The organism is Sporosarcina sp. G11-34 (assembly GCF_026931025.1).
Map to the genome: position 1 here is coordinate 272,153 of NZ_JAHNZW010000007.1, position 25,397 is coordinate 297,549.

Here is a 25,397-nt window from a genome sequence, read left to right on the forward strand (position 1 = left end):
ACAATAAAAAACAGCCATAATAGGGGCTGTTTTTTATTTTGGAAGCAAGATTGTGGTGTTTTCATATGTTCTAAAAGTAGGCAGTGACTTTTTATTATTTAGGGTATATACATAATTGGAAGAGAAAATATGAACTAAAAGAAGGAATAGTGGGAATCACTATACTTCAAAGGAGGTTGATTGATGTGAAAGAAAAGGTTGTCATTATTGGTGGAGGAGCTATTGGTTTAGCAAGCGCATATTATTTGGAAAAAAATAATAAGTCAATCACTCTTATAGACAAAGGAGAATTCGGAGATGCCTGTTCAAAAGGGAATATGGGGTGGGTTTGCCCTTTACTGACAGAGCCCGTTCCTTCTCCTGGTCTTGTCGGAACTTCGTTTAAGTGGATGTTGAAAAGAGATAGCCCTTTATATATTAAACCGCTTCAAATACCAAAAATGTCAAGTTGGTTAATTCAATTCTGGAGAAGTTGCAATGCAACAAACTATGAAAAGGGACAGGCGGCTCTTCTTGAATTACAAAAAAATACCCTTACTTATTTTGACGAATTAGAAGAAGATGGACTCGTGTTTGAGATGGACAAAGAAGGATTTTTATTCTTATTTATTAACGAAGAAGCACTTGGAAAAAAGCAGGAGCAACTACAATTTAGAGCAGAAAAACTGAACCTTAACAGTCCTAAGATGTTATCCGCTGACGAAGTGAAGGAGATTCTTCCGAGTGTATCCTCAAAAGTGTCAGGTGGAATATTTCTAAGTGACCAATACCATATTCGACCGGAAACACTGTGGAAGTCATTAAGTGATCGTTTGGAAAGTTCCGGTGTCGAAATGAAGCCACGGACGGAAGTGACGGGTTTTGAACGCAAAGATGGAAAAGTAGTTGCAGTCACTACGAACCACGGGCGCATCGAAGGTGATAAATTCTTAATAGCGGCGGGTGTATGGTCGGCTTCATTGGCGAAAAAGTTAGGGTATCAAATTCCAATCCAAGCTGGTAAAGGCTACAGTGTGACGATGACGAACCCATCCATTCAATTTCCCTACCCAATGTATTTAGGAGACAGTAGCACAGCAATCACTCCTTTTAGCGGAGCGGCTCGTATTGGTGGAACAATGGAGTTATCCGGCATTAGCGACGATTTAGATACCCGAAGAATTAATGGGATTCGAAGCTCAGTTCCGCAGTATTTGTCCCAGGAATTAACTGGCGATACAGAGGTTGAGTGGGCGGGGATGCGTCCAATGACGCCTGATGGTTTGCCCGTACTTGGCCAGCTTCCGGGTCTGGAAAATGTGACAATCGCATCGGGGCATGGTATGGAAGGTGTCGTTTTGGCACTGGCAACGGGGAAAATTATGACGGATATTATTGGCTTAGGAAAGACGGATGTTGATATTACACCATTTCGGGTAGAGCGTTTTAAGGCTCAATAACTTGCTATGGAGTGCTACAAAACAAAGTGGGAAAAGCGGTAGTCAGCTTCCCGCTTTTTGTGTCTTCAAAAAATGGAAAAAGACACACCATAATAGGGCTTTTATTTATTACGAAAACTCTGAAACTATTATTGACGTTCATATGTTTACCCATTATTATGAGGGTGTATTCAATTGCGAAGGTATCCAGAAAGCGCCGAAGGATGTTTGATATTATCTATTAACTTATTAGGAGGAATTGCGAATGGACTATTTGGGACTTATCTATGAAGAACAAATAATCCAGAACCTTGAGGTATATGCAAGGTTACTTATTAGTGCCCTTCTTGGAATGCTTATTGGGTGGGACAGACAGGCTAAAAACAAGCCTGCGGGATTAAAAACATTCACTTATGTATCCGTGTCATGTACTTTAATAACTTTAGTGTCTATTTATAGCGCGGAGTTTTTCGGAGGATTGCACGCAAACAATAGAATGGACCCAATGCGTCTAGCTGCCCAAATCGTAACGGGACTCGGTTTTTTAGGGGCCGGTTTGATTATGAAAGATGGCTTTCACGTGAAAGGACTAACGAGTGCGGCGATGATTTTTTTTGCTGGAGGTATAGGCATTGGGATAGGGGCCGGCTTTTATGGAATTGTGTTTTTTGCGGTAATCATTACGTTTACGTTAACGAAAATTAGCAATATAATTGAAGAGAGGGAAAAGAAATCAAAAAAGAGGATGGTGTTAAAAAAAGAAATTAAAAAAGGTTCGGGTTAAATTATGTGAATCCATTTCATAACGCTAAGTCGGGTAGATTGGGGTTATGAAAGTTGATGTTATTCCTTTAAGTCTAAAAAAGACTTGAAGGGATTTTATTTTGTCAATTTTAAAACTCAAGAATATAAGCGCTGTAGCTATCGGCTCCATTAAAGGGTTTTCATTGTCATTTATAACATTCTATGTGTCATGTATATTTGACATATAAGAATGTGTTTATTAAGGTGTAAGTAACAGGGGGGGTTGTGCGATGGCGAAAAATATGCGTTTAAAAGTTGCACGTGCCACAAAGGATTTATCACAAGCTAAGTTGGCGGAAGCAGTCGGGGTAACGAGGCAGACGATGAATGCGATTGAAAATGGCGATTACAATCCGTCGTTGAATCTTTGCATAGCGATTTGCAAAGCGTTGGACGTAACATTGAATGATTTATTTTGGGGGAATGAATGATGACAAATGCTCGGTATGATGAATTTCAATTGGCAAACAGGCATCGAGTTGGGTTTCAAACACTTATTTTGGTAATGTCGCTAATAGGCCTTAACGGTTATTTCAAAGCAAGTTATGGAATATGGGCATCACCTCTTCTGGAATCATTTGTATTAGTTTGGATTCCTGGTATGTATTTTGCTGTCATGTCAATTGCAAAGAATTCCTATTTTAATGGGAACGATTACCGGGGTCCATTTATTGTCTTATTAGCATTAGCTGCATTGATGGGCCTATTTTCAACCGTTCCATTCATTATAGATAAAGATTTTCCTCTCATTGAAAATGGTCAACTTAGCGATCGGATTATGGGCTTGTTGGTAGCAATTATTTCTGGAGGAATATCAGTAGCATTGCTTATTCGTAGGGCTGCTAATCGGCGGATGCTGGAAAAGGAAGAATGAATTCATCGTTATTATAAGGGGGTACTTTATTCGAAAACCCAAAAAGTCACAAAACCTTAAGAAAGAAACTAAAGCTATTTCTGATCGGATATGAGATAATGAGTAAAATAATGTAACTTTCTTAATCGCCGAATGCGAATCACACAATCAAAAAATACAAACAGTTGTGCAGGGAGAACTACAAAATTCTCTCTGCTTTTTTATTCGGTAGACAAATTATATAAAAATATGAAACTTACAACTAAGGTAAAACGTATAATACAGTATAGAGAAATTCGTTATCGATATTTTTGGAAAGTCGAACTAAGGTCTTAGACAGTTTCCATCTACGGTACGTTTACAATTTAATTGTAGAAGTCATACTTAGAATATAGCGAATGAGGGGGCACCGGCTCCCGCGAAGGGAAAGCAGGGGGTTGCCATGGATAAAACAATATATATTGTATTGACGAATACTGGTACACTACTTTCAAAAATGATTGGTATGTATACGCGTAATGATTTGAATCACGCGTCAATTGCTTTTGACAAAGAGTTAACAGAGATGTACAGTTTCGGTAGAAAATATCAAAGCAATCCATTCATAGCAGGTTTTGTGAAAGAGAATGCGGCGGACGGTATTTTTCAAGGAGCACAATGCGCGATATTGAGTTGCAAAGTGAGTGCAGAAGAATTTGATCGAATTCGAAATAAAATCCGACATATTGAAAAACATAAAGAGCAATATAGGTATAATTTCATTGGGTTATTTGGTATTGCGGTTAATAGAGATATTATTAAGCGGGAGCATGCATTTTTCTGTTCTCAATTCGTTGCAACAGTGATGAATGAAGGTGATTTGCAAATGTTTACGATTTCGCCAAGCTTAGTTCAACCGCGTCACTTTTTCGACGTGGAATGTTTAAGTGAAATATACGAAGGTGATCTTCAAACATACTTGCTTTTGAAAAGAGGAAAGCAAGAAAGTCGTCCAGTACCTATGAGTATATGGAAGTCATTAGCGTTCCGTTTGCTTGCGTAAACGGAACGTTTTTGTTTTGTTCTTTTCGCTATTCAGTGCGAAACGTGCGATAATGGAGAAAACGATGGAATGGATGACAATATGACAAAAACAATTGATTTACAAGTAAATGCAAGAAATATATCTGATATGAAAAAGGGCTATCCTTTAATTTTAAAAGAAGCGATTCTGAATCCAGAAGTGCTGCAAGTTGAGGGAAGCATTGTACGACTAATCGACAGGGATCGTAGATTCGTTGCAAAAGGCTATTACGGTTTGCAGAACAAAGGGCTTGGCTGGGTGTTGACGAGAAAAGAAGACGAGGAAATCGACTTCGACTTTTTCGAGTCAAGAATTGCAGCGGCACTTGCTCGCCGTCAGGAACTTTTTGATAACCCGAATACGACTGCTTTCCGTGTGTTTAACGGGGAAGGCGACGGTATCGGCGGGTTAACAATCGATTATTTCGATGGTTTCTTTTTAGTAAGCTGGTACAGTGAAGGAATTTATTCGATGAAGCATTATGTGTATAGTGTGTTCGATAAAATTATGAATTACAAAGGGATTTACGAGAAGAAGCGGTTTGATACGAAAGGTCAATATATTGATCAAGACGATTTCGTTCAAGGAGAACAAGGTGATTTCCCGATTATCGTGAAAGAAAGCGGCATGAATTTTGCGGTTAACTTAAATGATGGTGCAATGACGGGTATTTTCTTGGACCAGCGTGATATGCGTAAAGCAATTCGCGATAAGTATTCAGAAGGAAGAAATGTGCTGAATACGTTTTCGTATACAGGTGCATTCTCTGTCGCTGCGATGCTTGGTGGAGCTGCCAAAACAACAAGTGTAGACCTTGCGCAACGTAGCCTTGCGAAGACGATTGAACAGTTTAGTGTCAATAATATTGATTATGAACAACAAGATATTAAAGTGATGGACGTGTTCGATTATTTCAGATACGCAAAACGTAATGAGTTGAAATTCGACCTTGTCATTCTTGATCCACCGAGTTTCGCACGTTCGAAAAAGTATACGTTCAGCACGGCAAAAGATTATCCGGCACTTCTAATGGATGCAATCGCAATCACAGAGAAAAACGGGATCATTGTTGCCTCTACAAACAACGCGAGTTTTGGCATGAAGCGATTCAAAACATTCATAGAGACTGCATTTAAAGATGCAGGATCAAGATACAAAATACTTGAAGAGTCCACATTGCCAAGGGATTTCCGTACGAACCGTGATTTCCAAGAGTTTAACTATTTGAAAGTCGTTGTTTTACAGAAAACGAAATAAGATAGAACTATAAAATCCGCGCCCAGTTTGCAATGGGCGCGGATTTTTCGCGTGTAATCAAAGTTCCTGAAGTTCTGCATTTAATTTCTTCGCTTGGTTTCTGAAATAGAGGTAGAACGAAGTCCAAAATATTAAATAAGTCATTACGAATAATCCTAAAGCAAGCAAGAAGCTTTTCACTGTAAACGGAACCCAACCAATGCCGAACGCTAAAATGAAATAGAGAACAACAACCGTTATGAAATGGAGTCCGGTCTGTTGGGATAGGCGTAAATTTGTATTTTCGAAATAGAGTGGGCCGACTGTGAAAAACCATCCACAAAAGATGGAACCAAGCGAATTTTTCATAAATAATTCTCCATCGAGCACTTCTTGGCTACCAAAATAAACAAGCGAATTCGTCAAGACGACAGCTATAAATGCGCCAAAAAAGATGCCAATCATGCTTCTGAATAAAAACACTTTCATTCGCTTTTCCTCCTATTCATCTTTAGTGCTTCCTTAATACTATTGACGTACGTTCGGGAAACGTATTCTTTCGCGCCCGATTTAAAATACACGCAAAGTGTTCCGTTAAATGAGGCCTCAAAGCGGCTCATTTCATGAAGGTTGGCAATGACCGATTTTGAGAGCCGTATGAATTTATTTGTAGGAAGAATCTTTTCAAGTTCGTATAACTTCTCTTTTAATCTAAATGAACCTGCGGCTGTTACGGCGACAACGCCTTCTTTTTCAGTATGGAAGTAATGGATATCGCCCGGTTTTAGAATATGCTGCATATCGCCATCTTTTCCAACGAGAAACTCTGTTTCTTGCCCTTTGATAAAATCCAGAACCCCTTGTACGGAATCATCCAATTCCGGACATTCAATTATTACTTTCGTTTCTTCATAATCACGATCAATATTTAATAATACTTTCATTGCGAGACACCCCCTGACAATAGTTTATACGTTTCATTTCTCATTGTCTGCAAGTAGTCAGTCAAATGCGTCTTTTATATGAAAAGCGGAGAATGAACAATGCTACGATGACTAAGCAAGAAATATAAGTGATGGAAATGAGCGTACTATTACTAAAAGTGAGTTGGTCGTTCCAAACAGCGATGAACAAATTATTCATATGATAAAGCGGATTGAATTCGGCAATGACTTGAAGGAATTTTGGCATCATGTTGACTGGCAATGCAAAACCACCTGTAAAGATCACAACTTGAAAAATGACGATGGAGAATACTAAAGCGCTTTTCATCTCGTTAAAAAATGAGTAGATAGCAGAAGCAATGACAAGCAGAACTGCGTTGAGTATGATGAAAAAACCGTAAGAACTTAGAAAGTTAAGGGCCTGGAATTGTAAGTCGTATATAGCGATGCCAATTCCATATATGAATAGATAGCCAAAGCTTGTAATGATAGTAGAGCGGATGATACTAGACAATAGAAGCGTGTTTTTGGAAACGGGTGAAAGGCTAATTCTTTTCTCTACGCCCGTTGACCGATGCGTCACTTGGTCGAAACCGAAAGCGAAAAAGACGGTCGTAAACGTAATAAGTAAAATGAACGAAGGTGTATAGGTTTGTGCATAATCTAAGTTTCCTGCATATGTGTGATCCCCGAATAATCGGCCCATAAAAATATACGTGGCAGGCGGTATGACAATCGTGAAAATCAAGTAAAATAATTCTCTAGAAAACATAAGTAAATCGTATTTCAACTGAGTTGCTAACATATTATTTCCTCCCTTTTAGATCGTTACTTTTGCAAGATAAAATTCGTTGATTGATGTATAGCCTGAATCTAAAATATCCTTAGTCGTATCGAATCGTTTATTTATGCCGTTATCGATAAGCATCACTTTGTCGCAGTACATTTCGATTTCATCCATATTATGCGTCGTTAAAATAACAGTACCGCCAACCGTTTTGTTGTAGTTTGTAATGTAGGACCACAAAATATTACGCATATGCGGATCTAATCCGGTCGTCGGTTCATCCAAAATAAGAAGTTTGGGTTGGGATAAAAAAGCAATTGCCAAACTGACAATTTGTTTCCATCCACCAGACAGCTTATCGAAATACTTTTTGCGATGTGCTTCTAATTTGAAATCGGCAATAATTTTTTTGACGTCAATTGGTGATTTGTAATAAGCTTTGAATAACCGAAGTAACTCTTCGACTTTTAGCGTTGCGTAAAATTGGGTTGGTTGTAAAACGATGGAGATTTGTTTTCGTATATGTTCAAGCTGATTTGTCGAAAGCGATTTAATGTCTTCATCAAAAACAACGACAGTTCCGGTATCGTATTGTTTAAGTGTCATAATAATTTCAAGAAATGTTGATTTACCTGCTCCGTTTTTTCCAATGACTCCAATAACTTCTCCCTCGCATGCTTGAAAGTTCAACCCTTTTAAAACGACGTTCGTTCCATACGCTTTATGCAAATTGTGAACGTTGACGACTGTCATTGTAACCCCTCCAATTAGTTGTTCTTTGTAATCAAAGTATATGAGTTATTCCATCCACTGTCCTTGCTATTCCAGTAACGCGCATGAAAAGATAGGTGACTTGCAGAAATCCCAAAGTGAAATCCATCCACTTTCGAAGGGGAAAAAGTGTACAAGAACGAATTGTCCATAGAAGGTGTAAAGGAAAGCGGGTTTAATTATGAAACATCTTATTATTATTGGCCTTATATTCGTTGTCATTATGATTATTAGCGAACAAATTTTGAAAAGAAAATTCAAGATTAATAGGGAAATAAATGAGATGAGTAAGGTGAATAAGCGCGTTCAGTTTATTGCCTTGACTGTTATTTTCATTGTTTATATGGTCGCTTCCCTCGTGGTTGCTTCCAAAGATGAAGAATTTAATATAGTGTATACGCTACTTCCTTTTATTTTGGCAAATTCGTTACTCCGCGCATTCATGCAATGGAATTATAATCGAAGCGCAAAGATATGGATAACGGATCTTTTTGGTCTGCTTCTTCTTGTCGTTTTTTTAGTCATTGTTTTACTGTTTCCTATACGATGAAAAAGGAGAATCCAAGTAAATCGGATTCTCCTCATTTTAATTTTCTTTATCGATTACTTCGCCTTCGCGCCTAAAGAATCCAAAAACCCCTACGGTTTGAACGATATTTGTAAAGGCCCTTGGGTCTGTTTCGTTAATTACTTTTTCCAAGTCATATAATTCATAGCGGGTGATTACTAAGTACATCATATTTTGGTCTTCTTTCGAATAAGCACCTTTTGCGGGTAGTATTGTTATTCCTCGCACCATTTTTTGATGAATGGCGTGTTGTAATTCATCCGCTTTGCGTGTAATAATCATTGCGGTTACCTTTTCATGGCGCGTATGAATTGTATCGATAACCGCCGTAGTAACGTACAGTGCCAACATCGTGTATAAGGCGTTTTCGGGTTTATACACGATGCCCGCCATGACGATAATAACTCCGTTCAGTAGTAAAAAATATGTTCCGATGGGTTTATCTTGTAGGCGCGATAAGACCATCGCGACAATATCCATACCGCCAGTTGAGGCACCTAGTTTCAATGACATACCAACACCCACCCCGGCAATTACGCCGCCAACTACAGCATTTAGAATAATATCATCCGACAAGGAGATAACAGGCAAGAGTTCCAAAAAAATTGTTGCAAAAATAACGGAAACGATGCTATAGATGGTAAAACCTTTCCCTACTTTGTACCAACCTAATATAATGACTGGAATATTGAATAAGAGTAATAAAATACCTGTACTGATTTCAATGTCTAGAAAATCTTTAAAGACACTGGATACAAGCTGTGCGGCACCCGCAAAACCACCGGCATAGACATTTGCATTGATTAAAAAGAAGTTTAAAGAAATGGCAACTAATAATGAACCAAGAATAACAACAATAATCCGTTTTGCTTCTAAAAAGAACATGAAGGCCCTCCTTTATATGGTGTTAAATATATTAGGTAAGCTAAACTAAACAACTTTTCTCACAACGCGGGGCGCTAGGGGATGCCTTCGCTGGAGATTACGTGGAAATCAACGGCTCGGTAAAGCGATCATCATTAGACTTATTCAAGTTAGAATCTTTAATTCAACATATATTACGAACTGTGTTAGGGTCTAATTGTACCTAATTCATTCAGGTAATGGTATCTTTATTCATTACTTAAGTGAACAATGGCAATAAGCAAACGAAAAAGGAGAATCCAAATTCAATGGATTCTCCTTTTATTGTGTAAATCTTTACTTGGAATAATAATCACCTGGTTTTTCCATCAGGCCAACAATAATGCATCCAAGTCTAAAATCTCAATATCCCGCTGCGTTTTTTGCCTAATCCAGCCGGCGTCTTCAAACTCGGTCAGTTTACGGCTTACCGTTTCGGGTGTCGTACCTAGATGGGAGGCAATATCTTTTCGACTCATTGGTAACGTTATGGAATGACTTTTATGCGCCTCCACTTGGTTGGCTAAATACATAGCTACGCGCGTTTCCGTAGACTCCATTGCAATACTCGCGGCTTGTTTTTCAGTTTTGCTAAGCCTTTTAGAAAACTCGGAAAGCACTTTAAGTGAAATAGACGGATATTTCAATAGGAATGTTTGGAAATGATCTCGACTCATGACGCATAGCTCTACAGGTTCCATCGCTACCGCATACGCATCGTGAAATGATTCGCTAAATAATGAAAGTTCACCTGTAAAATCACCAGGTTCCAGAATTCGGACGAGTTGTTCTTTTCCTGTTTCCGATAATCTGTAAATCTTAACTCGACCTTTATGGACAATGTAAAGCCCGTCGGATTCATCACCGGCATGATAAATTGTATCCCCACGCGGATGTGTTACGGAGTTCGTTGTTTTTACAATTTCGCTCATTTCATCAGGATCTAAGTGATTAAAAATCGGCACGATGGAGATGCACATTTTCTGCATCTCCACAGCACCTTCTGTATGATGTTCACAAGATTTATTTTCCGACAAGTTCATCCCACCTTAGTCAGTTTGTAATATGGCATTCGGTTCGTTTATTTTGACTTCTTTCTTAGTATACCGAATTAACCTGACAGCGTTGAGGATAACGAGTAGAACGCTCAATTCATGGATGAGCATACCGGATGCAAGAAACACTTTTCCAAACAGAACACCTGCAAGCAGAAGAAAGACTGTGCCGACTGCGAAGTATGTGTTTTGTTTCATGTTCCGAATTGTTGCTTTTGCGAGCGCATGTGCATGGGAGAACTGATCCAATCGGTCCGCCATTAAGACAACGTCCGCAGTTTCCATTGAAACGTCCGTACCGCCTTCACCCATCGCAAGGCCAATATCAGCCGTGGCAATCGCAGGTGCGTCATTAATGCCATCACCGGCCATGGAAACTATGTGGCCCGCGTCTTTTAGTTTCTGAATCCATGCCACTTTGTCTTCCGGAAGAAGCTCTGCGTGGATTTGGTCGAGTCCGAGTTGTTTTCCGACGAGTTCCGCAGTGTGGCGGTTGTCACCTGTTAACATAATAATTTGTTTGACACCATTGCTGCGAAGTTCTTCGATAGCCCCCATTGCTTCAGGACGAATCTGGTCTGCAATTGAGACAATTCCTTCGATGACGCCGTCAATTGCTGCGAAGATTGCTGTATTACCAGCCTTTTCACGATCCACTGCGTATCTTTCTACCTTGTCTTCAATAGTGATGCCGTTTGCCGCCATCAATTTGCGATTGCCAACTGTTAGTAGTTTACCTTCAATTTTCGCACGAATTCCGTTGCCTTCAATGATTTCCGCTTCTTCTGGATCATTCACTAAAGGAATTTCTCGAAGGTTCGCTTCTCTTACAATTGTTTGGCCGAGATGATGTTCGGAAATCATTTCAGCTTCTGCAACGAGCCGTAAAAGTTCTTCTTCGTTTCCTGAAAACGTATGAATGTCGGTCACTTCAGGGCGTCCACGTGTGAGTGTACCTGTTTTATCGAAAACAACTGTGTCGATTTTGGCGAGGCTTTCCATAATCTCTCCGCCCTTAACAAGGACACCATTTCGTGCGCCGTTTCCGATACCCGCAACAATTGACACAGGAGCGGAAATAACGAGGGCACCCGGACAAGCGACAACTAGGAATGTAAGTGTCATTTCGATATTGCGTGTGAAGATGTAGACAACGATTGATAAAATGACAATTGAAGGTGTGTACACATTGGCGAAGCGATCAAGAAACTTTTGTGTTTTGGATTTCGCTTCTTGTGCGTCTTCCACAAGTTCGATAATTTTTGAGAATGTCGTGTCATCGCCAACGCGGTCCGCAATGACTTCAATGAATCCATTATCAACAATCGTTCCGCTAAATACGCGGTCTTCAATTGTTTTTGCTGCCGGAACGGACTCGCCAGTAATGGCGGATTCGTTCAATGTAGCCCGACCGGAAACAATTGCACCGTCAATCGCTACTTTTTCTCCAGAACGGATAATGACTCGATCGCCACTTTCCACATCATCCACAGAAATTGTTATTGTTTCCCCGTCACGAATAACTGTTGCTTCGAGGGGAGCCATGTCAATAAGTGATTTGAGTGAAGAACGTGTTTTTTCTAATGTGCGTACTTCAAGATAGGCACCGAATAAGAAAAGGAATGTTACAGCGGCGGACTCTACATATTCGCCTATGAAGAGTGCGCCGATAACGGCAATTGTCACAAGAAGTTCGATGCTAAAGGCTTTCATCCGCAGTGCTTGAATTGCTTTCCATGCAATTGGAATGCCGGCGATTACAGTAGCGGTAATTAGTACGATTTGTCGCCATTCATGGAAACCTAAGAAGTGAAGTCCAATCGCTACAGCTAAAAGTAATCCGGTTAGCGCAGTGATTTGAGAAGTTCTTTTCGCATTCATTTTTTTCACGCCTTTCCTAGGATGAACTTACGAAACTTTTTGTGAAATAACTGGATAGCCCAGTTTGACGATTGACTCTTGGATTTGATCTGCATTGACAACATCACTATTAAACTGTGTACGTACTTTGTTTGAGTTAAATAATACTTTTACATCTTCCACACCGTTCATTTTTGATACCGTCGATTCAATCTTCTTAATACATGTCGGGCAACTAAGTGGCTCTAAACCGAATACTGCTTTTTTCATTTTCCTCATCCTCCTAAGTATGTTTTGCTTCTGTCTTTAGTATAGGATGGATGTGAAAATGAAACCTTGACGTGTATCAAGTAATTCAAAAAACTTTGCTTCAATCCTTTTTCTTCTTGCAAAAGTACTTTATACTGTAAGTAAGATACTAATTTTGGTCGGAAAGGAAATGTGACATGGAACTTATATATAAAGGAAAGACGAAAGATGTATACAAAGCAACCGGCGGCAATGTGCTGCTGAAGTTTAAAGATGATGTAACTGGAGAAGATGGCGTTTTCGATCCAGGTGCCAATACAGTCGGACTTACAATTGAAGGTGCTGGACAATCAGGGCTTCGAATGACGACGTATTTCTTTGAGAAATTGGCGGAGAAAAAAGTTCCAACGCATTTCGTTGATGCGAATGTTGAAGAAGCGACGATGACGGTACGAGCGGCAGAAATGTTCGGTAAAGGGTTAGAAGTAATTTGTAGATACCGCGCAGTAGGAAGTTTCTTGCGTAGATACGGCGCGTATTGTGAAGAAGGACAAGCGTTGGACGCATTCGTTGAAGTAACACTTAAAGACGATGACCGAAACGACCCGCCAATCAATCAAGACGCGCTTGCACAACTAGGTCTGTTGTCGGCTGAAGAGTTCAATATACTTGAAGCGCTAACAAAAGAAGTGTCAGGCTTCGTAAAAGACGAACTCGCTGCGAAAGGACTGGAACTGTACGACATTAAACTTGAGTTCGGCCGAGACGGAGAATCAGGGGAAATCATGCTTATCGATGAAATATCTGGTGGAAATATGCGTGTATATCAAAACGGTACGTATATTGAACCACTTGAACTGGAGAAAATTGTTCTTAAGTAAATAGGGAAATCCGCTCATCATTTATATGAATGATGGGCGGATTTTTTTTACGAAGAATAACTTATGTAAAACAAGCCATCCTTTATATTGAAAGTATATGAGGAGGAATTGGCTTGAAACGAATGTTTATTGTAATGTTTACGGTATCTTTGCTTCTTCTTGTGACGGGTTGCGGGAAAAAAGGGGCTTGGTTACCTGTTAGCGGAGATATTTCCGAAACCGTTGCGGCACCTATCCTAAACGCCGAAGGGGAAAAGATTGGTGAAGCCACTTTTGATGAATCAAAGGACGGTATCACCATCAAGATTATTGCTGAAGGGCTTCCACCCGGATTACACGGAACGCATATTCATGAAAAAGGGGAGTGCACACCACCCGGTTTTGAATCGGCAGGTGCCCATTTCAATCCGACACATAAACAGCATGGATTCGATAATCTGAAAGGGTTCCATTTAGGAGATTTACCAAATGTTGTAGTAGATTACGATGGAAAAGTCAAAGCTAAGATGACAACCGATGAATTCACATTGAAACCAAATCTTGAAAACTCGATTCTCGACAACGATGGAAGTGCACTTGTCATACACGAGGATATGGACGACTACAAAACGGATCCGTCAGGTAACTCGGGTAAACGAATTGCTTGTGCAGCTTTCAATCAATAATACACGTTTTGAATATTCGTTGTACACATCTTATTTCAACAAGAAAGTTTCCGTATAATACGGTTGCGATTTGTCATTGAAAGCAGCACCAACACCGAGATGACTGTAGCGGTCGAGTAGAATGTTTTCTCGGTGTCCAAGTGAATTCATCAGCCCTTCATGAGCAAAAATGCTGCTGGACTGGCCGTATGCTAGGTTTTCCCCAGCACTCCGAAATACAATGCCGTCATTTTTCATGCGTTCAAATGGGGATAGACCTTGTTGGTTTTCGTGGCTAAAGTAATTGTTGAGCGCCATGTCCCTACTATGTTTTCTTGCAGTCCCCGCCGCACGGTCATCCCAAGCAAGGGCGTTCAGTCCATGTCTTACGCGGGCGGCATTTGTTAAGTCAAACAGTTGCTGTTCAAAACCGAATTGTAAGATTGAATCCCCGCCGGCATACATGCCGGTTTTTTGCTGTTCCAATTTTTTAGAAACAAGTTTGATAGCCGTAACGGTATCATTTTTATGAAGATCGTAAAATATATACGCATAAGTCTCACCAACTTGAAATAAGTCAAACCCTTCGCTTTCTTGTAAAATATAAATATTTGTTCCTTTACGAAGCTCCTTAATCGGTTTACCAAATGTTTCGCGTACAAGCGATTTGTCGGAACCATATTGGACGCCAACGCTCGATGCGATAAGGTCGTCATTTGTATAAATGCCGTTCACTGTTTGTTTATCGTCAAATGAAACCATGACATAATTATGATATTCTTCGTGGTACGTTAGCCATTCCGTCCCGTATTCGTTCACGGAGCGGCCGTTTGGCTCACCGAGTTTTGCGGTCACTTCTTCTTTGGATGTGCCGATTTCGATATTGTATATTGAAAATTGAGTATGTGTAGGTTTTGTCAATGATGGCTTATCTACTTCACTAGCCACTTCATTCTTTTCCGTTAGTTTGGAGGATAAAAAGAGGACGGCTTTGTCAAGCGTATCACCAATGTATTGAACCGTTGTAGATAACGATTCGCTATTTAAAAATGCCTCAACTTTTTCGTCAACAGGTTCAAAAAAGGAAACGTCCACGTACTTTGAGATGGACTCTTCCCATAACGGTTTTGCGACATAAAGGGCGATGACAAGCGAAATAAGTAAAAATAATCGTTTCAATGCGTGGCCTCCTTTCCTTCATTGTAACCGGTGAATGTCTGTTAGATACAGCAAGAACTATTTTCCAGTTAAATACATAATTATAGCGCGTTATTTCCAGTATGGACAGAAAAACGGTATACTAAAAGAACAACAATAGATCGGAGCTTGAATTGTATGACCTTATCGAAAAAAATGATCAATGCACTTGCCCTGGAACAACATGCGCAGTTGTTTCGCTGTCCCATTTGTTCGTCGCAGATGGCACTAGTAGAATACTCAAGGCTCGTTTGTACGAAAAACCATTCGTTCGACTTGTCGAAAAACGGATACGTTAATTTAGCCCCACAAGCACATGTGACAAAATATGATAAATCACTTTTTGAAGCAAGGAAGATAGTTATTGACGGTGGATTTTTCAATCCACTTCTTGACTATATAACTGAATCACTGGCCTTTCATTTTAAAGGGAATGAAGAACTTGCACTTCTTGACGCGGGTTGCGGAGAAGGTTCCCATTTGTCAGAAATTCTGCAGCAATTGCCGGTCGATGTGATTGGTATAGGTATTGACCTTGCTAAGGAAGGAATCGCTACAGCAGCTAAAGAGCATCCAGGTAATATTTGGTGTGTCGCGGACCTTGCAAATTGCCCGTTCGAAGATGGCGCGTTTGATACAATCCTTAATATATTATCGCCAGCGAATTACGCAGAATTCACTCGCCTATTAAAACCAGATGGCTTGTTCATAAAAGTTGTTCCGGAAAAAGGCTATTTAAAAGAGTTACGGGCTATTTTTTACAACGATGACACGGAAAGACAACAGGATTCCGAACATGTAAATCGTTTTGCAGAGCAGTTCGAGTTAATGAAAACAGAGCGGATTACGTACGAGTTTCAACTTGACTGTGACCTTCTAGCACCGCTTATTCAGATGACACCTCTTTCATGGGGAGCGGACCAGGAACTCGTTAAAGCGGCAAGCAGTATGGACATTCCAGTCATTACAATCGATTTTACTGTCATGATAGGAAAGAGAAAAACCGAAACTATTCATGAAAGTAACTAGCATAGGCGCCTTACAAAGGGGCAGTTGAAGCGAGTCAGAAGAAATTCTCAATCTTAATCCATAGAGTCGAAAGGAGAAGTAATACAATGTTTAGCAGTGTACCAGCGTGGTTTTATGTTGTCGCAATCGCAGTCATTATTTTGTTTGTTATTATTACAGAATGGCGCACAAGGTAAAAAGGGGGCGAGTTTTAATTGACGAAAAAGAAAATAGGGAAACGGCAACGGCCAAAATTATCCCTAACACATGAACTAATGCATCCGAGGGATGTGTGGAGCGATGACGGATATGTTGAGAAAGTTCATTTTGATGGCGGAACGATTAGTGGTGTAGAAGGTGAAAGATTGTCTTTCGACGATGTCCAATTTAAAGATGTTTCATTTTCCGGAAGTGCACTACAATCAGCAGAGTTCGTTGATGTCGTTTTTGATACATGCGATTTTTCAAACGTTAATTTTCAGAATGCCGTCTTTCATCGGTGTGAATTTATAAATTCGAAACTGACAGGTGCCGATTTTGCGAATGCAAAAATTGGACATATACTATTTAATGAATGTGACGGGAGATATATTAACTTTAGTTTTTCGTCAATGAAAGAAGTAGACTTTGTTGCATGTAATTTAACAGATGGGGATTTTTACGAGTGTGGATTTAAAGCGGTTCGTTTCTCTGTTTGTAAAATGGATTCGATTAATCTTTCTGAAACGGACTTAAAAGGCGTGGATCTATCGGATAGTACATATGGGCAAATTGAAGTGACGTTAACAAAACTTGCGGGCTGTATCGTATCGAAGGAGCAAGCGATTGGTTTTGCTCGTGTCCTCGGATTATCGGTGAATGAAGATTGATGGTATACTAAATACAAATCAGAGTGGAAAAGAGTGGACATATATGCTTACATTTGAAGAAAAACAAGCGATAATTGAATCGTTCCCAGAACTAACGCGTAAAGCGGTCTCATTGAATCGCGTGAACTACCATTACGAAGACAGTCTGTACGACAAAACAGTCGTTATCCAACATTTACATCCGAATGGAAACGGTTTTGTTTACGTAGCGGGACTGCCTGGATATGACGCGGATGATCGTGGATTAGTTAACGTTCGGGAAGCGACGGAAGAAGAATTGCGTAAAACAATTGCTGATTCCATTAAAGGATTGTCGGAAGTGGAAGAGGAAGTCGAGGCGCAACCGATTGAGGAACAGTGGATTAGCCAAGACGGTAGTGAACTAAAACTGATTGAAGAAGAAGGATTCTGGAACTTATACCACGGCTTGAACTTGGAAGAAAGTTTCAGTGCTTATGGACATGCAATTGGCTATTTGAAAGAGGAAGGCTTTACGCAAGTAGAGGAGTGATTGACTGTGAAAGGTAAGACTATGGTTATTGGCTTAGTGATTTTTGTCCTAGTTGCCGTCGCTGCGATTTACTTTGCCATGCAGGCAACGATTAATAAAGCTATAAATGAAAACGGACATACCGAAATAATTATAGAAATGCCGGTCGAATCGGATTATATAACATTGTAAAGTAAGCACACTTGGAAATAATACGCCAAGTGTGCTTACTTTTTTCGCATTTTTTAAAATAGTATTCTGTTAATTAACTTTTGTTAATAGGAAAGTACAATGGAAAAAAGTTGATCAGGGAAACATTAATCGAAGAAATTGACCGGCTCAAACAGGAACATCGGGAAGTTATCATTTTACGCCTTTTTTCAGATTTAAAGTATAGGGAATTTGCAGAAGTGCTAAATCTTAAAATCGATGTCGTGAAAACTAGAATTTTTCGGGCTCGATTGATATTGAAAGAATCGCTTAGGTTAAAGTCTGAAATTCTGCAGACTGTATTTGAAAACAATGCTTAGAACAATCATTCAAGCAAAAATCGCGCACGTAGATTATAAGAAATCTACGTGCGCGATTTTTATTTTCTTTCTGAAGTTTTATTACCCGGACGATATAAGCCTTTACCGAATGGTAACCACCAATTCCATTTGCCGAATAATTTCATCAGGCTTGGAACGAGAAGGAGGCGTATAATTGTTGCGTCGATGGCGACGGCAATTGCAATCCCGACACCGATTTGTTTGACGGGCATAACGTCTGTGAAGGCGAATGCGCCCGTGAGCACAATCATAATGAGCGCAGCCGACGTGATGACCTTACTTGTCGTTGCGAGCCCTTCCACGGTTGCATGATCATTATCGAATGTCTTCGAATACTCTTCTTGCATCCTCGAGATGAGAAACACTTCGTAGTCCATACTCAGACCAAAGACGAGACTGAAAACGATGACAGGAATAATGAGGGCGATTGTGCCCGCTGGTATTCCAAAATGTCCGTATTGGAAAATGTAGACGAGAAGTCCAAACGTTGCAGATAAACCAATAACGTTCATAAGAATGGCCTTAATCGGAATAATAATGGACCGGAACGCAATCATTAAGATGAAGAACGTCGTAATCATAATTAAAGCAAGAACGTATCCGATTTTATCCCAAATTTCATCAAAAATTTCTTGGCTGAATTTCGGTTGTCCGCCAATTATTAGATTCCAATCTGTCTTTTCACCAGACCAATTACGAACCCAATCTTGGGCAGTATCGGAAGCACCATTTGCCCCGAGTGTAACAGGAATCATCAGCTGATTTCCTTTGACGAATGTTTCGAGAAGTGGCGTTAAAGCTGCTGCCATTTCTGGAACTGCCGTCGCTTGCGTCCATTCTTCAACGGAACTAATTTCACCAACCGTGAAAATGGTACTCACTTCGTTGACAAGTTTGTCATTCGTAAGTTCCTGCTCAAGCTTACTCATCGCGAGAAGCCCATCTGCATCTTCCCAACCTCCAGCCCGTTCTGCGATTACATAGATGGACGATTGATCGGCCAGACCGAACTTGTCGTCGATGAGTTCAAAAGCTTGTCGAGAATCATAGGACTTTGGCAAAGAATCAAGTTCAGGAATTGCAAGATTCATATCTTTTACAGGAATGATTGCAATGCCAAGCAAAATAACAGCAACGATAATGATTGAAATAGGACGCTTAATGACTAAATTCGCAAATGTACGCCAGCGATCGGATCCATTTGTTTTTACTTTAAGTATTTGCCATTTGTCAATTCGGTCCCCGAGGGCGATCAATACGGACGGCAGGAGCGTTATCGAGCTAAGTACAGCCATCGAGACGACAATCATACCGCCAATCGCAATGTTTTGGAATAAGTCGATTTGAATAAGCAACATCGCACCAAGTCCGATAAATACACAAAACGCGGAAAAGATAACCGAACGACCCGCTGTCAGAATTGTCGTTGACACCGCCTCATGTAAATTACTAGTTTTTCGTTCTTCCCGATATCTGCTAATGAATAACAAGGCGAAATCGATACTAAGGGCGAGTCCAAGCATCGGAATGATATTCAAGATAAAGATAGAGAAGTCCATCTGACTGCCAAGTAGCGTCAAAATACCAAAAGAGGTAACGATAGTAACGATACCTATAAGAAGTGGCACAAAGGACGCTACAACCGTTCCGAAGGCGAATAGAAGAACGATAATCGCAATGGGCAAGCCAATCGCTTCTGCCGTAATAAGGTCTTTTTGACTAGCAGTGTTGATATCTTTTGAGATAGCAGAAGAACCTGTGAGTATAATCCCTTTTTCTTCTCCAACCGCATCACGTATATCCGTTACAATTTCAGGCATATTGTCGGCTTCATTATCAAAATGTAAAAGCGCATAAGAGACGTCTTCTTTATAAAGCGTAGAATCTTCAAGTGGTGAAGTAATCCCCGAAGTGACATCGAGTTTTTCGACTTTTTTAAGTGTAGACTCGATTTTTTTATCGTCTATCTTATCGAAGACGAGTAACATCGACTCTGCGGGCATATCAAATGTTTCTGAAACAATCTCGGTGACTTTGGAATGTTCTCCGTCCATCCGAAATCCATCGCCTTCGAGCAACCCTGGAAGCTGAATTGCGAAAAAGGTCATACCCGCAAAAATCGCAAGCCAGGTGAAAATAATATATTTATAAGCTTTCGAAACAAACCTAGCTAATGGGCGCATAAGAAACTTCCTTCCTTTCTATGTAAAGTGAAATCTATTCTTCTATAATAACGGAAACAGAAAGGAAAGTCTTATCGCGGTCATCGTAAGGAGCGAATAATTACTTGGGGGAATGGACATTCGGGGTGAAAGAGTGGAGATTGTTGTGTAAAGGGATGACAATCCGACGATTAGAGATGACATCCATGTAAAGAGTGGACATTTCGGGCGATTGAGTGGAGATTCTCGAATAAAGGGATGACATTCCGATGATTAGAGATGACATCAGCGTAAAGAGTGGACATTCGGGGTGAAAGAGTGGACATTCCCACACAAAGGGATGACAATCCGTCAATTAGAGAGGACATCGATCAACCCCACACATGCCAATAACAATAAAAAAAGCCAAAGAAAAAAGCCAACCCCCAAAGGGATTGGCTTTTGAATGATTAATTCAAATTAGTTTTTGTTAACGTTTGTAGCTTGAAGACCACGTTGGCCTTGCTCGATTTCGAACGTTACGTCTTGACCTTCTTCAAGAGACTTGAAGCCTTCTCCTTGAATAGCTGAGAAGTGTACAAATACGTCGTCTCCATCTTCGCGTTCGATGAAACCGAATCCTTTTTCTGCGTTAAACCATTTCACTTTACCTTGTTCCATGTGTGTTTCCTCCTCGTGTGCATTTTGCACACATTGTATTACTATCCTTGCTCAAGTCTTGAATCGGTCAAGATTTATTAATGACCCTCAGTGCCGAACAAAAATAATTCTTCTTTATCATAGCAGGCGCTGAAGAAAAATGCAAGGGAAATGTTTAAGTTAAAAAAACAATGCGAAAGTCTTATATACAATTCCAGCAATAAGAGCTGATATTGGTAGTGTGATAATCCAAGTCAGAACAATCTTCTGAGCCACGCCCCACTTGACTCCTTTGACCCTTTGAGCTGTTCCAACTCCCATAATTGCTGACGAAATTACATGTGTTGTACTCACAGGTAAGTGAAGTAATGTTGCACTAAAAATAATTATCGCCGACGATAAATCGGCGGCGGCGCCGTTTACGGGACGAATCTTCATAATCTTGCCGCCGACTGTTTTAATAATTTTATATCCACCGATTGATGTTCCAAGTCCCATTGCAGTTGCTGCCGCAATTCGAACCCAAAGCTGGATATCGTCTGTCGTTTGTAAGTTTGCTGCAATAAGTGCCATTGTAATAATTCCCATCGCTTTTTGTGCATCATTCGTTCCATGAGTGAAAGATTGAAGTGCAGCCGTTCCAATTTGCAAATAGCGGATTCTTCGATTGGCTTTAAATAAGTTTCTATTTTTCAATAAAACCTTAAACAGCGACATCATTAAAAATCCACCGGCAAGCGCGATGAATGGAGAAATAAGAAGTGCTTGTAATATTTTAAGGAAACCACTGTAATTTAAAATCCCGAATCCAGCGGCAGAAATCGCTGCACCAGCAATGGATCCAATAAGTGCATGCGATGAACTTGAAGGAATTCCAAAATACCATGTGACTAGGTTCCAGATAATCGCGGAAGTAAGTGCCGCCAATATGACAAGTGATCCATTTTCAAGAACGAATGGGTCAACGATATCTTTTGAAATTGTTTTTGCGACGCCAGTAAATGTAAGCGCACCGACGAAGTTCATAATTGCAGCCATAATAATTGCCGTTCGTGGCCTTAATGCACGTGTAGAGACAGATGTAGCAATCGCATTCGCTGTGTCATGGAAGCCGTTAATGAAATCAAAGGCAAGTGCAAATATTACGACGAGTATCGTAAGGAGAAGTATCGTATCCACTAGGCGCCTCCTTAAGCGTTTCGCATAATAATTGTTTCAAGTGTATTCGCAACATCTTGACAATAATCTGCAATGTCTTCAAGTTGTTCGTAAATATCTTTGTATTGGATAATACGAATCGGGTCTTTTTCGTTAATAAATAATTGTTTTATGGAAACGCGGAATATATCATCGCAAATACCTTCGTATTTTTTAATTAAAGTAGAGTGTTCTCGCATGTCAATCAGTTTCTTTCTTGATAATAACTGAACTGCCTTAACGATTTCATCTGTACTTTTAACGATATTTTCCATGAACATTTGAATATATTCGTCAATATCCGTAAGAGAAAACATTTCAAGGTGTGCAGCAAAATGCTCAATGCCGTCAAGAATATCATCCATCTTAAGGGATAGTTGTAAGATATCTTCCCGTTCGATTGGCGTCATGAACGATTTATTGAGCTTTGTTGTAAGCTCATAAATAAGAGCATCGCCTTCTTTTTCATATTTTTTTAGTCGAATACTTACTTCTTTTAAGTCTGCGACGTTAACTACTTTGAAATCGTCGGCATAATGGACCGCTTCCTGTACAAGTTCTGCAATAGTTAAAAGTGCTACAAAAAAAGGGTCTGTTTTACGGGGACTGAACATTTTTGCGCCTCCATCCGTTTCCGGAATTAGTTTTTAGTATACCCATCATAACAAAATAGAAACTAAATAAAAATAAATATAGAAAGCAGTCGACAAATACTTTTGTGATGAAGAAAAACATTTTTTAGTAAATTGAAACTTTTTCTTTCTAAGCACGTATGTATAGGTAATACAAAAAAGATTGATAGATTCGGGAGGTGATGAGATGGAACTATTGGGCATGCCAGTTGTTCAAATTTACTTATACGCTTTAATTATTGCTGGACTCGCCACAATTCTATATGTCTTTTTTAGTGATATTGCAGAAGGAATTGGAGAAGGAAATCCGTTTTTGGACCCTGCGGTTATCCTTCCTTTTATAACCTTTGTAGCGGCAACAGGTTATATTATGGAACTGACAACGGATTGGAATTCTAGTGTCATTATCGTTAGTGCGTTAATCATTGCATTTATACTCGATCTACTTCTTTACTTTTTTGTTCTACTCCCGCTCTCATCGGCGGAAGTATCGCTTGCTTATACCGACGAATCCCTTATTGGCCAAGTGGGCAAAGTAATTGTTCCGGTTCCAGTCGGAGGATTTGGTGAAATCGTTTTTGAATCGGTCAATGGAATTATTTCTAAACGGGCAGCGGGATATGAAAATGCATCGATTGATTATGGGAAAGAAGTACTTGTCATTGAAGTGAAGGATGGGACATTTATCGTAAAAGAATATGAACCTTTCCGTTTCGCTAATATGAATAAAAACTAAGGGGGAAAAGTTATGCCAGGAATTTGGATCGCAATTGGAGTTGTCGTATTTGTTTTATTGGCGGTCATCCTTGTCTACATTGCGAAGTATCGTACAGTTGGACCGGATGAAGCACTTATTGTAACGGGAAGTTATTTAGGAACAAAAAATGTACATACGGATGATTCAGGTAACCGAGTTAAAATTATCCGTGGTGGAGGTACGTTTGTATTCCCGATTTTCCAACAAGCAAAACCACTAAGCTTGTTGTCAAGTAAGCTTGAAGTAACAACACCAGAAGTGTACACGGAACAAGGTGTTCCGGTAATGGCGGACGGAACGGCGATTATTAAAATCGGCGGTTCTATTTCCGAAATTGCCACAGCAGCGGAGCAGTTTTTAGGGAAATCGAAAGAAGACCGTGAAAACGAAGCGAAAGAAGTGTTGGAAGGTCACTTACGTTCCATTTTGGGCTCAATGACGGTCGAAGAAATCTATAAAAACCGGGATATGTTTTCCCAAGAAGTACAACGTGTTGCATCCCAAGATCTATCGAAAATGGGTCTAGTTATTGTTTCGTTTACAATTAAAGACGTTCGCGATAAAAACGGTTACCTTGATTCACTTGGAAAGCCGCGTATCGCACAAGTGAAACGTGATGCGGATATCGCAACAGTTGAAGCGGAGAAAGAAACGCGTATTAAAAACGCTGAAGCGTCAAAAGAAGCGCAAAAAGCAGAGATTGAACGTGCGACAGAAATTGCAGAAGCACAAAAAGAAAATGAATTGAAAGTTGCAGAATATCGCCTGGAACAAGACGTTGCGAAAGCACGGGCCGACCAAGCGTATGAATTGCAAACGGCTCGTTCCAAACAAGAAGTTATGGAGCAAGAAATGCAAATTCAAATTATTGAGCGTCAAAAGCAAATCGAACTCGAAGAAAAAGAGATTTTGCGTCGTGAGAAACAATACGATTCAGAAGTGAAGAAAAAAGCGGATGCGGATCGTTATGCAATCGAACAAAATGCGGCAGCCGATAAATCAAGACGGATGGCAGAAGCAGACGCTGAGAAATATGGAATTGAAGCAAGAGCAAAAGCCGATGCAGAAAAAGTACGACTCGATGGAACGGCGAAAGCGGACTCGTCTCGTGCACAAGGTGAATCGGAAGCGGACATTATTCGTCTGAAAGGTCTTGCAGAAGCCGAAGCTAAACGTAAAATCGCAGAAGCATTCGAACAATATGGCCAGGCGGCTATGCTTGATATGATTGTTCATATGATTCCTGAATACGCGAAACAAATTGCGAGCCCACTTGCCAATATCGATAAGATTACAGTAGTCGATACAGGCGGTGGTGAAGGCGGCGGGGCAAATAAAGTAACATCTTACGCAACGAACCTAATGTCAACGCTACAGGAAACACTAAAAGAATCTGCGGGCATTGACGTGAAGGAAATGCTTGAGAACTACTCCGGAAAAGGTACGATTCGACCAAGCATCGACCAGCTAACAAATGAAGTAAGAGCATCAAAACAACAAGTTCAAGAAGAAACGAACGACGAAGCCGAATAAGGACTATTAATAGAAAGAGCCTAGACACAAAATGTGTTTGTAGTGCACCCCAAAAGTTAGAGTTAAAAACTAACTTTTGGGGTGTTTTATTATGGCTAAATATAGTGATGAATTTAAAGTAATGATTGTGCGTGAATATCTAGCGGGACTACTTGGATATAAACGGTTAGCTGAAAATTATAAAATAAAATCCACTACACAGATCAAAAATTGGGTACTAGTATACAAGGAGTATGGTGTAGAAGGATTATTTAGAAAGGAAAGTAACGAAGTTTATTCTGTTCAATTCAAGCTCGATGTACTAAGCTTTATAAAAAGGACAGGCG

Annotated in this window: 30 protein-coding genes; 17 read left to right on the forward strand and 13 right to left on the reverse strand. The window is 40.0% G+C overall.

Annotation, left to right across the window (positions count from 1 at the left end):
- The first annotated feature begins 185 nt into the window (after positions 1-185).
- From KSU66_RS12520 to KSU66_RS12545, 6 genes are all read left to right on the forward strand, one after another.
- Entirely contained in the window at positions 186-1,439 is a 1,254-nt protein-coding gene (locus tag KSU66_RS12520; RefSeq protein WP_269051783.1) for an NAD(P)/FAD-dependent oxidoreductase, read from the forward strand.
- A 244-nt stretch (positions 1,440-1,683) separates the two neighbouring features.
- Complete coding sequence (locus tag KSU66_RS12525) at positions 1,684-2,202, forward strand: MgtC/SapB family protein (protein ID WP_269051784.1); 519 nt, start codon at positions 1,684-1,686, stop codon at positions 2,200-2,202.
- A gap of 250 nt (positions 2,203-2,452) precedes the next feature.
- The gene (locus KSU66_RS12530) at positions 2,453-2,653 is read left to right on the forward strand and encodes a helix-turn-helix transcriptional regulator (protein ID WP_269051785.1); all 201 of its coding nucleotides are present in this window, start codon (positions 2,453-2,455) and stop codon (positions 2,651-2,653) included.
- Positions 2,653-3,096 (forward strand): hypothetical protein, encoded by a 444-nt coding sequence (locus KSU66_RS12535; protein WP_269051786.1) that lies wholly within the window; start codon positions 2,653-2,655, stop codon positions 3,094-3,096. The genes KSU66_RS12530 and KSU66_RS12535 overlap by 1 nt, the downstream gene beginning before the upstream one ends.
- A 421-nt stretch (positions 3,097-3,517) precedes the next feature.
- The gene (locus KSU66_RS12540; RefSeq protein WP_269051787.1) at positions 3,518-4,117 is read left to right on the forward strand and encodes a hypothetical protein; all 600 of its coding nucleotides are present in this window, start codon (positions 3,518-3,520) and stop codon (positions 4,115-4,117) included.
- A gap of 81 nt (positions 4,118-4,198) precedes the next feature.
- Entirely contained in the window at positions 4,199-5,395 is a 1,197-nt protein-coding gene (locus tag KSU66_RS12545; protein ID WP_269051827.1) for a class I SAM-dependent rRNA methyltransferase, read from the forward strand.
- A 57-nt stretch (positions 5,396-5,452) separates the two neighbouring features.
- On the opposite strand, the gene KSU66_RS12550 is transcribed toward KSU66_RS12545, so the two are convergent.
- From KSU66_RS12550 to KSU66_RS12565, 4 genes are all read right to left on the reverse strand, one after another.
- Positions 5,453-5,863 carry a DUF3021 domain-containing protein gene (locus KSU66_RS12550; RefSeq protein WP_269051788.1) on the reverse strand — a complete coding sequence of 137 codons (411 nt, stop codon included), beginning with the start codon at positions 5,861-5,863 and terminating at the stop codon, positions 5,453-5,455.
- Entirely contained in the window at positions 5,860-6,318 is a 459-nt protein-coding gene (locus KSU66_RS12555) for a LytTR family DNA-binding domain-containing protein (protein WP_269051789.1), read from the reverse strand. The genes KSU66_RS12550 and KSU66_RS12555 overlap by 4 nt, the downstream gene beginning before the upstream one ends.
- A 61-nt stretch (positions 6,319-6,379) precedes the next feature.
- Positions 6,380-7,123 (reverse strand): ABC transporter permease, encoded by a 744-nt coding sequence (locus tag KSU66_RS12560; RefSeq protein WP_269051790.1) that lies wholly within the window; start codon positions 7,121-7,123, stop codon positions 6,380-6,382.
- Positions 7,124-7,138: 15 nt separating this feature from the next.
- Positions 7,139-7,858 carry an ABC transporter ATP-binding protein gene (locus KSU66_RS12565; RefSeq protein WP_269051791.1) on the reverse strand — a complete coding sequence of 240 codons (720 nt, stop codon included), beginning with the start codon at positions 7,856-7,858 and terminating at the stop codon, positions 7,139-7,141.
- 199 nt (positions 7,859-8,057) lie between these two features.
- Here KSU66_RS12565 and KSU66_RS12570 point away from each other — a divergent pair, with 199 nt between their 5' ends.
- Positions 8,058-8,426, forward strand: coding sequence for a DUF4181 domain-containing protein (locus KSU66_RS12570; protein ID WP_269051792.1), 369 nt, complete (start codon positions 8,058-8,060; stop codon positions 8,424-8,426).
- Between the two features lie 36 nt (positions 8,427-8,462).
- On the opposite strand, the gene KSU66_RS12575 is transcribed toward KSU66_RS12570, so the two are convergent.
- From KSU66_RS12575 to KSU66_RS12590, 4 genes are all read right to left on the reverse strand, one after another.
- Entirely contained in the window at positions 8,463-9,329 is an 867-nt protein-coding gene (locus tag KSU66_RS12575; RefSeq protein ID WP_269051793.1) for a YitT family protein, read from the reverse strand.
- Between the two features lie 347 nt (positions 9,330-9,676).
- Entirely contained in the window at positions 9,677-10,390 is a 714-nt protein-coding gene (locus tag KSU66_RS12580) for a Crp/Fnr family transcriptional regulator (RefSeq protein ID WP_443028970.1), read from the reverse strand.
- Positions 10,391-10,396: 6 nt separating this feature from the next.
- Positions 10,397-12,283 (reverse strand): heavy metal translocating P-type ATPase, encoded by a 1,887-nt coding sequence (locus KSU66_RS12585; protein ID WP_269051795.1) that lies wholly within the window; start codon positions 12,281-12,283, stop codon positions 10,397-10,399.
- Between the two features lie 27 nt (positions 12,284-12,310).
- Positions 12,311-12,532 (reverse strand): heavy-metal-associated domain-containing protein, encoded by a 222-nt coding sequence (locus KSU66_RS12590; RefSeq protein WP_269051796.1) that lies wholly within the window; start codon positions 12,530-12,532, stop codon positions 12,311-12,313.
- Between the two features lie 176 nt (positions 12,533-12,708).
- On the opposite strand from KSU66_RS12590, the gene KSU66_RS12595 reads away from it, so the two are divergent.
- Complete coding sequence (locus KSU66_RS12595; protein WP_269051797.1) at positions 12,709-13,392, forward strand: phosphoribosylaminoimidazolesuccinocarboxamide synthase; 684 nt, start codon at positions 12,709-12,711, stop codon at positions 13,390-13,392.
- 122 nt (positions 13,393-13,514) lie between these two features.
- Complete coding sequence (locus tag KSU66_RS12600; RefSeq protein WP_329958818.1) at positions 13,515-14,057, forward strand: superoxide dismutase family protein; 543 nt, start codon at positions 13,515-13,517, stop codon at positions 14,055-14,057.
- Between the two features lie 30 nt (positions 14,058-14,087).
- On the opposite strand, the gene KSU66_RS12605 is transcribed toward KSU66_RS12600, so the two are convergent.
- Positions 14,088-15,215, reverse strand: coding sequence for a CAP-associated domain-containing protein (locus KSU66_RS12605; RefSeq protein WP_269051799.1), 1,128 nt, complete (start codon positions 15,213-15,215; stop codon positions 14,088-14,090).
- 156 nt (positions 15,216-15,371) lie between these two features.
- Here KSU66_RS12605 and KSU66_RS12610 point away from each other — a divergent pair, with 156 nt between their 5' ends.
- From KSU66_RS12610 to KSU66_RS21440, 5 genes are all read left to right on the forward strand, one after another.
- Entirely contained in the window at positions 15,372-16,262 is an 891-nt protein-coding gene (locus KSU66_RS12610; protein ID WP_269051800.1) for a putative RNA methyltransferase, read from the forward strand.
- 194 nt (positions 16,263-16,456) lie between these two features.
- Positions 16,457-17,110, forward strand: a complete 654-nt coding sequence (locus KSU66_RS12615; protein ID WP_269051801.1) for a pentapeptide repeat-containing protein — start codon at positions 16,457-16,459, stop codon at positions 17,108-17,110.
- 43 nt (positions 17,111-17,153) lie between these two features.
- Positions 17,154-17,621 carry a hypothetical protein gene (locus KSU66_RS12620; protein ID WP_269051828.1) on the forward strand — a complete coding sequence of 156 codons (468 nt, stop codon included), beginning with the start codon at positions 17,154-17,156 and terminating at the stop codon, positions 17,619-17,621.
- Positions 17,622-17,627: 6 nt separating this feature from the next.
- Positions 17,628-17,792, forward strand: a complete 165-nt coding sequence (locus KSU66_RS12625; RefSeq protein ID WP_269051802.1) for a hypothetical protein — start codon at positions 17,628-17,630, stop codon at positions 17,790-17,792.
- A gap of 110 nt (positions 17,793-17,902) precedes the next feature.
- Positions 17,903-18,130, forward strand: coding sequence for an RNA polymerase sigma factor (locus KSU66_RS21440; RefSeq protein ID WP_443028971.1), 228 nt, complete (start codon positions 17,903-17,905; stop codon positions 18,128-18,130).
- 59 nt (positions 18,131-18,189) lie between these two features.
- Here the strand turns inward: KSU66_RS21440 and KSU66_RS12630 are convergent, their stop codons facing one another.
- The 4 genes from KSU66_RS12630 to KSU66_RS12645 form a co-directional block, all read right to left on the reverse strand.
- Complete coding sequence (locus KSU66_RS12630) at positions 18,190-20,334, reverse strand: MMPL family transporter (protein WP_269051803.1); 2,145 nt, start codon at positions 20,332-20,334, stop codon at positions 18,190-18,192.
- A 438-nt stretch (positions 20,335-20,772) separates the two neighbouring features.
- Entirely contained in the window at positions 20,773-20,973 is a 201-nt protein-coding gene (locus KSU66_RS12635) for a cold-shock protein (protein WP_067205063.1), read from the reverse strand.
- 159 nt (positions 20,974-21,132) lie between these two features.
- Positions 21,133-22,131: an inorganic phosphate transporter gene (locus KSU66_RS12640; RefSeq protein ID WP_269051804.1), complete on the reverse strand. Its 999-nt coding sequence runs from the start codon at positions 22,129-22,131 to the stop codon at positions 21,133-21,135.
- 11 nt (positions 22,132-22,142) lie between these two features.
- The gene (locus KSU66_RS12645) at positions 22,143-22,763 is read right to left on the reverse strand and encodes a DUF47 domain-containing protein (protein WP_269051805.1); all 621 of its coding nucleotides are present in this window, start codon (positions 22,761-22,763) and stop codon (positions 22,143-22,145) included.
- A 205-nt stretch (positions 22,764-22,968) separates the two neighbouring features.
- Between KSU66_RS12645 and KSU66_RS12650 the strand changes: the two genes are divergently transcribed.
- The 3 genes from KSU66_RS12650 to KSU66_RS12660 form a co-directional block, all read left to right on the forward strand.
- Positions 22,969-23,517, forward strand: a complete 549-nt coding sequence (locus KSU66_RS12650) for an NfeD family protein (RefSeq protein WP_269051806.1) — start codon at positions 22,969-22,971, stop codon at positions 23,515-23,517.
- A 12-nt stretch (positions 23,518-23,529) separates the two neighbouring features.
- Entirely contained in the window at positions 23,530-25,071 is a 1,542-nt protein-coding gene (locus KSU66_RS12655) for a flotillin family protein (protein WP_269051807.1), read from the forward strand.
- A gap of 91 nt (positions 25,072-25,162) precedes the next feature.
- Positions 25,163-25,397: transposase (locus tag KSU66_RS12660; protein ID WP_269051808.1), on the forward strand; the 235-nt coding region annotated here is incomplete at its 3' end.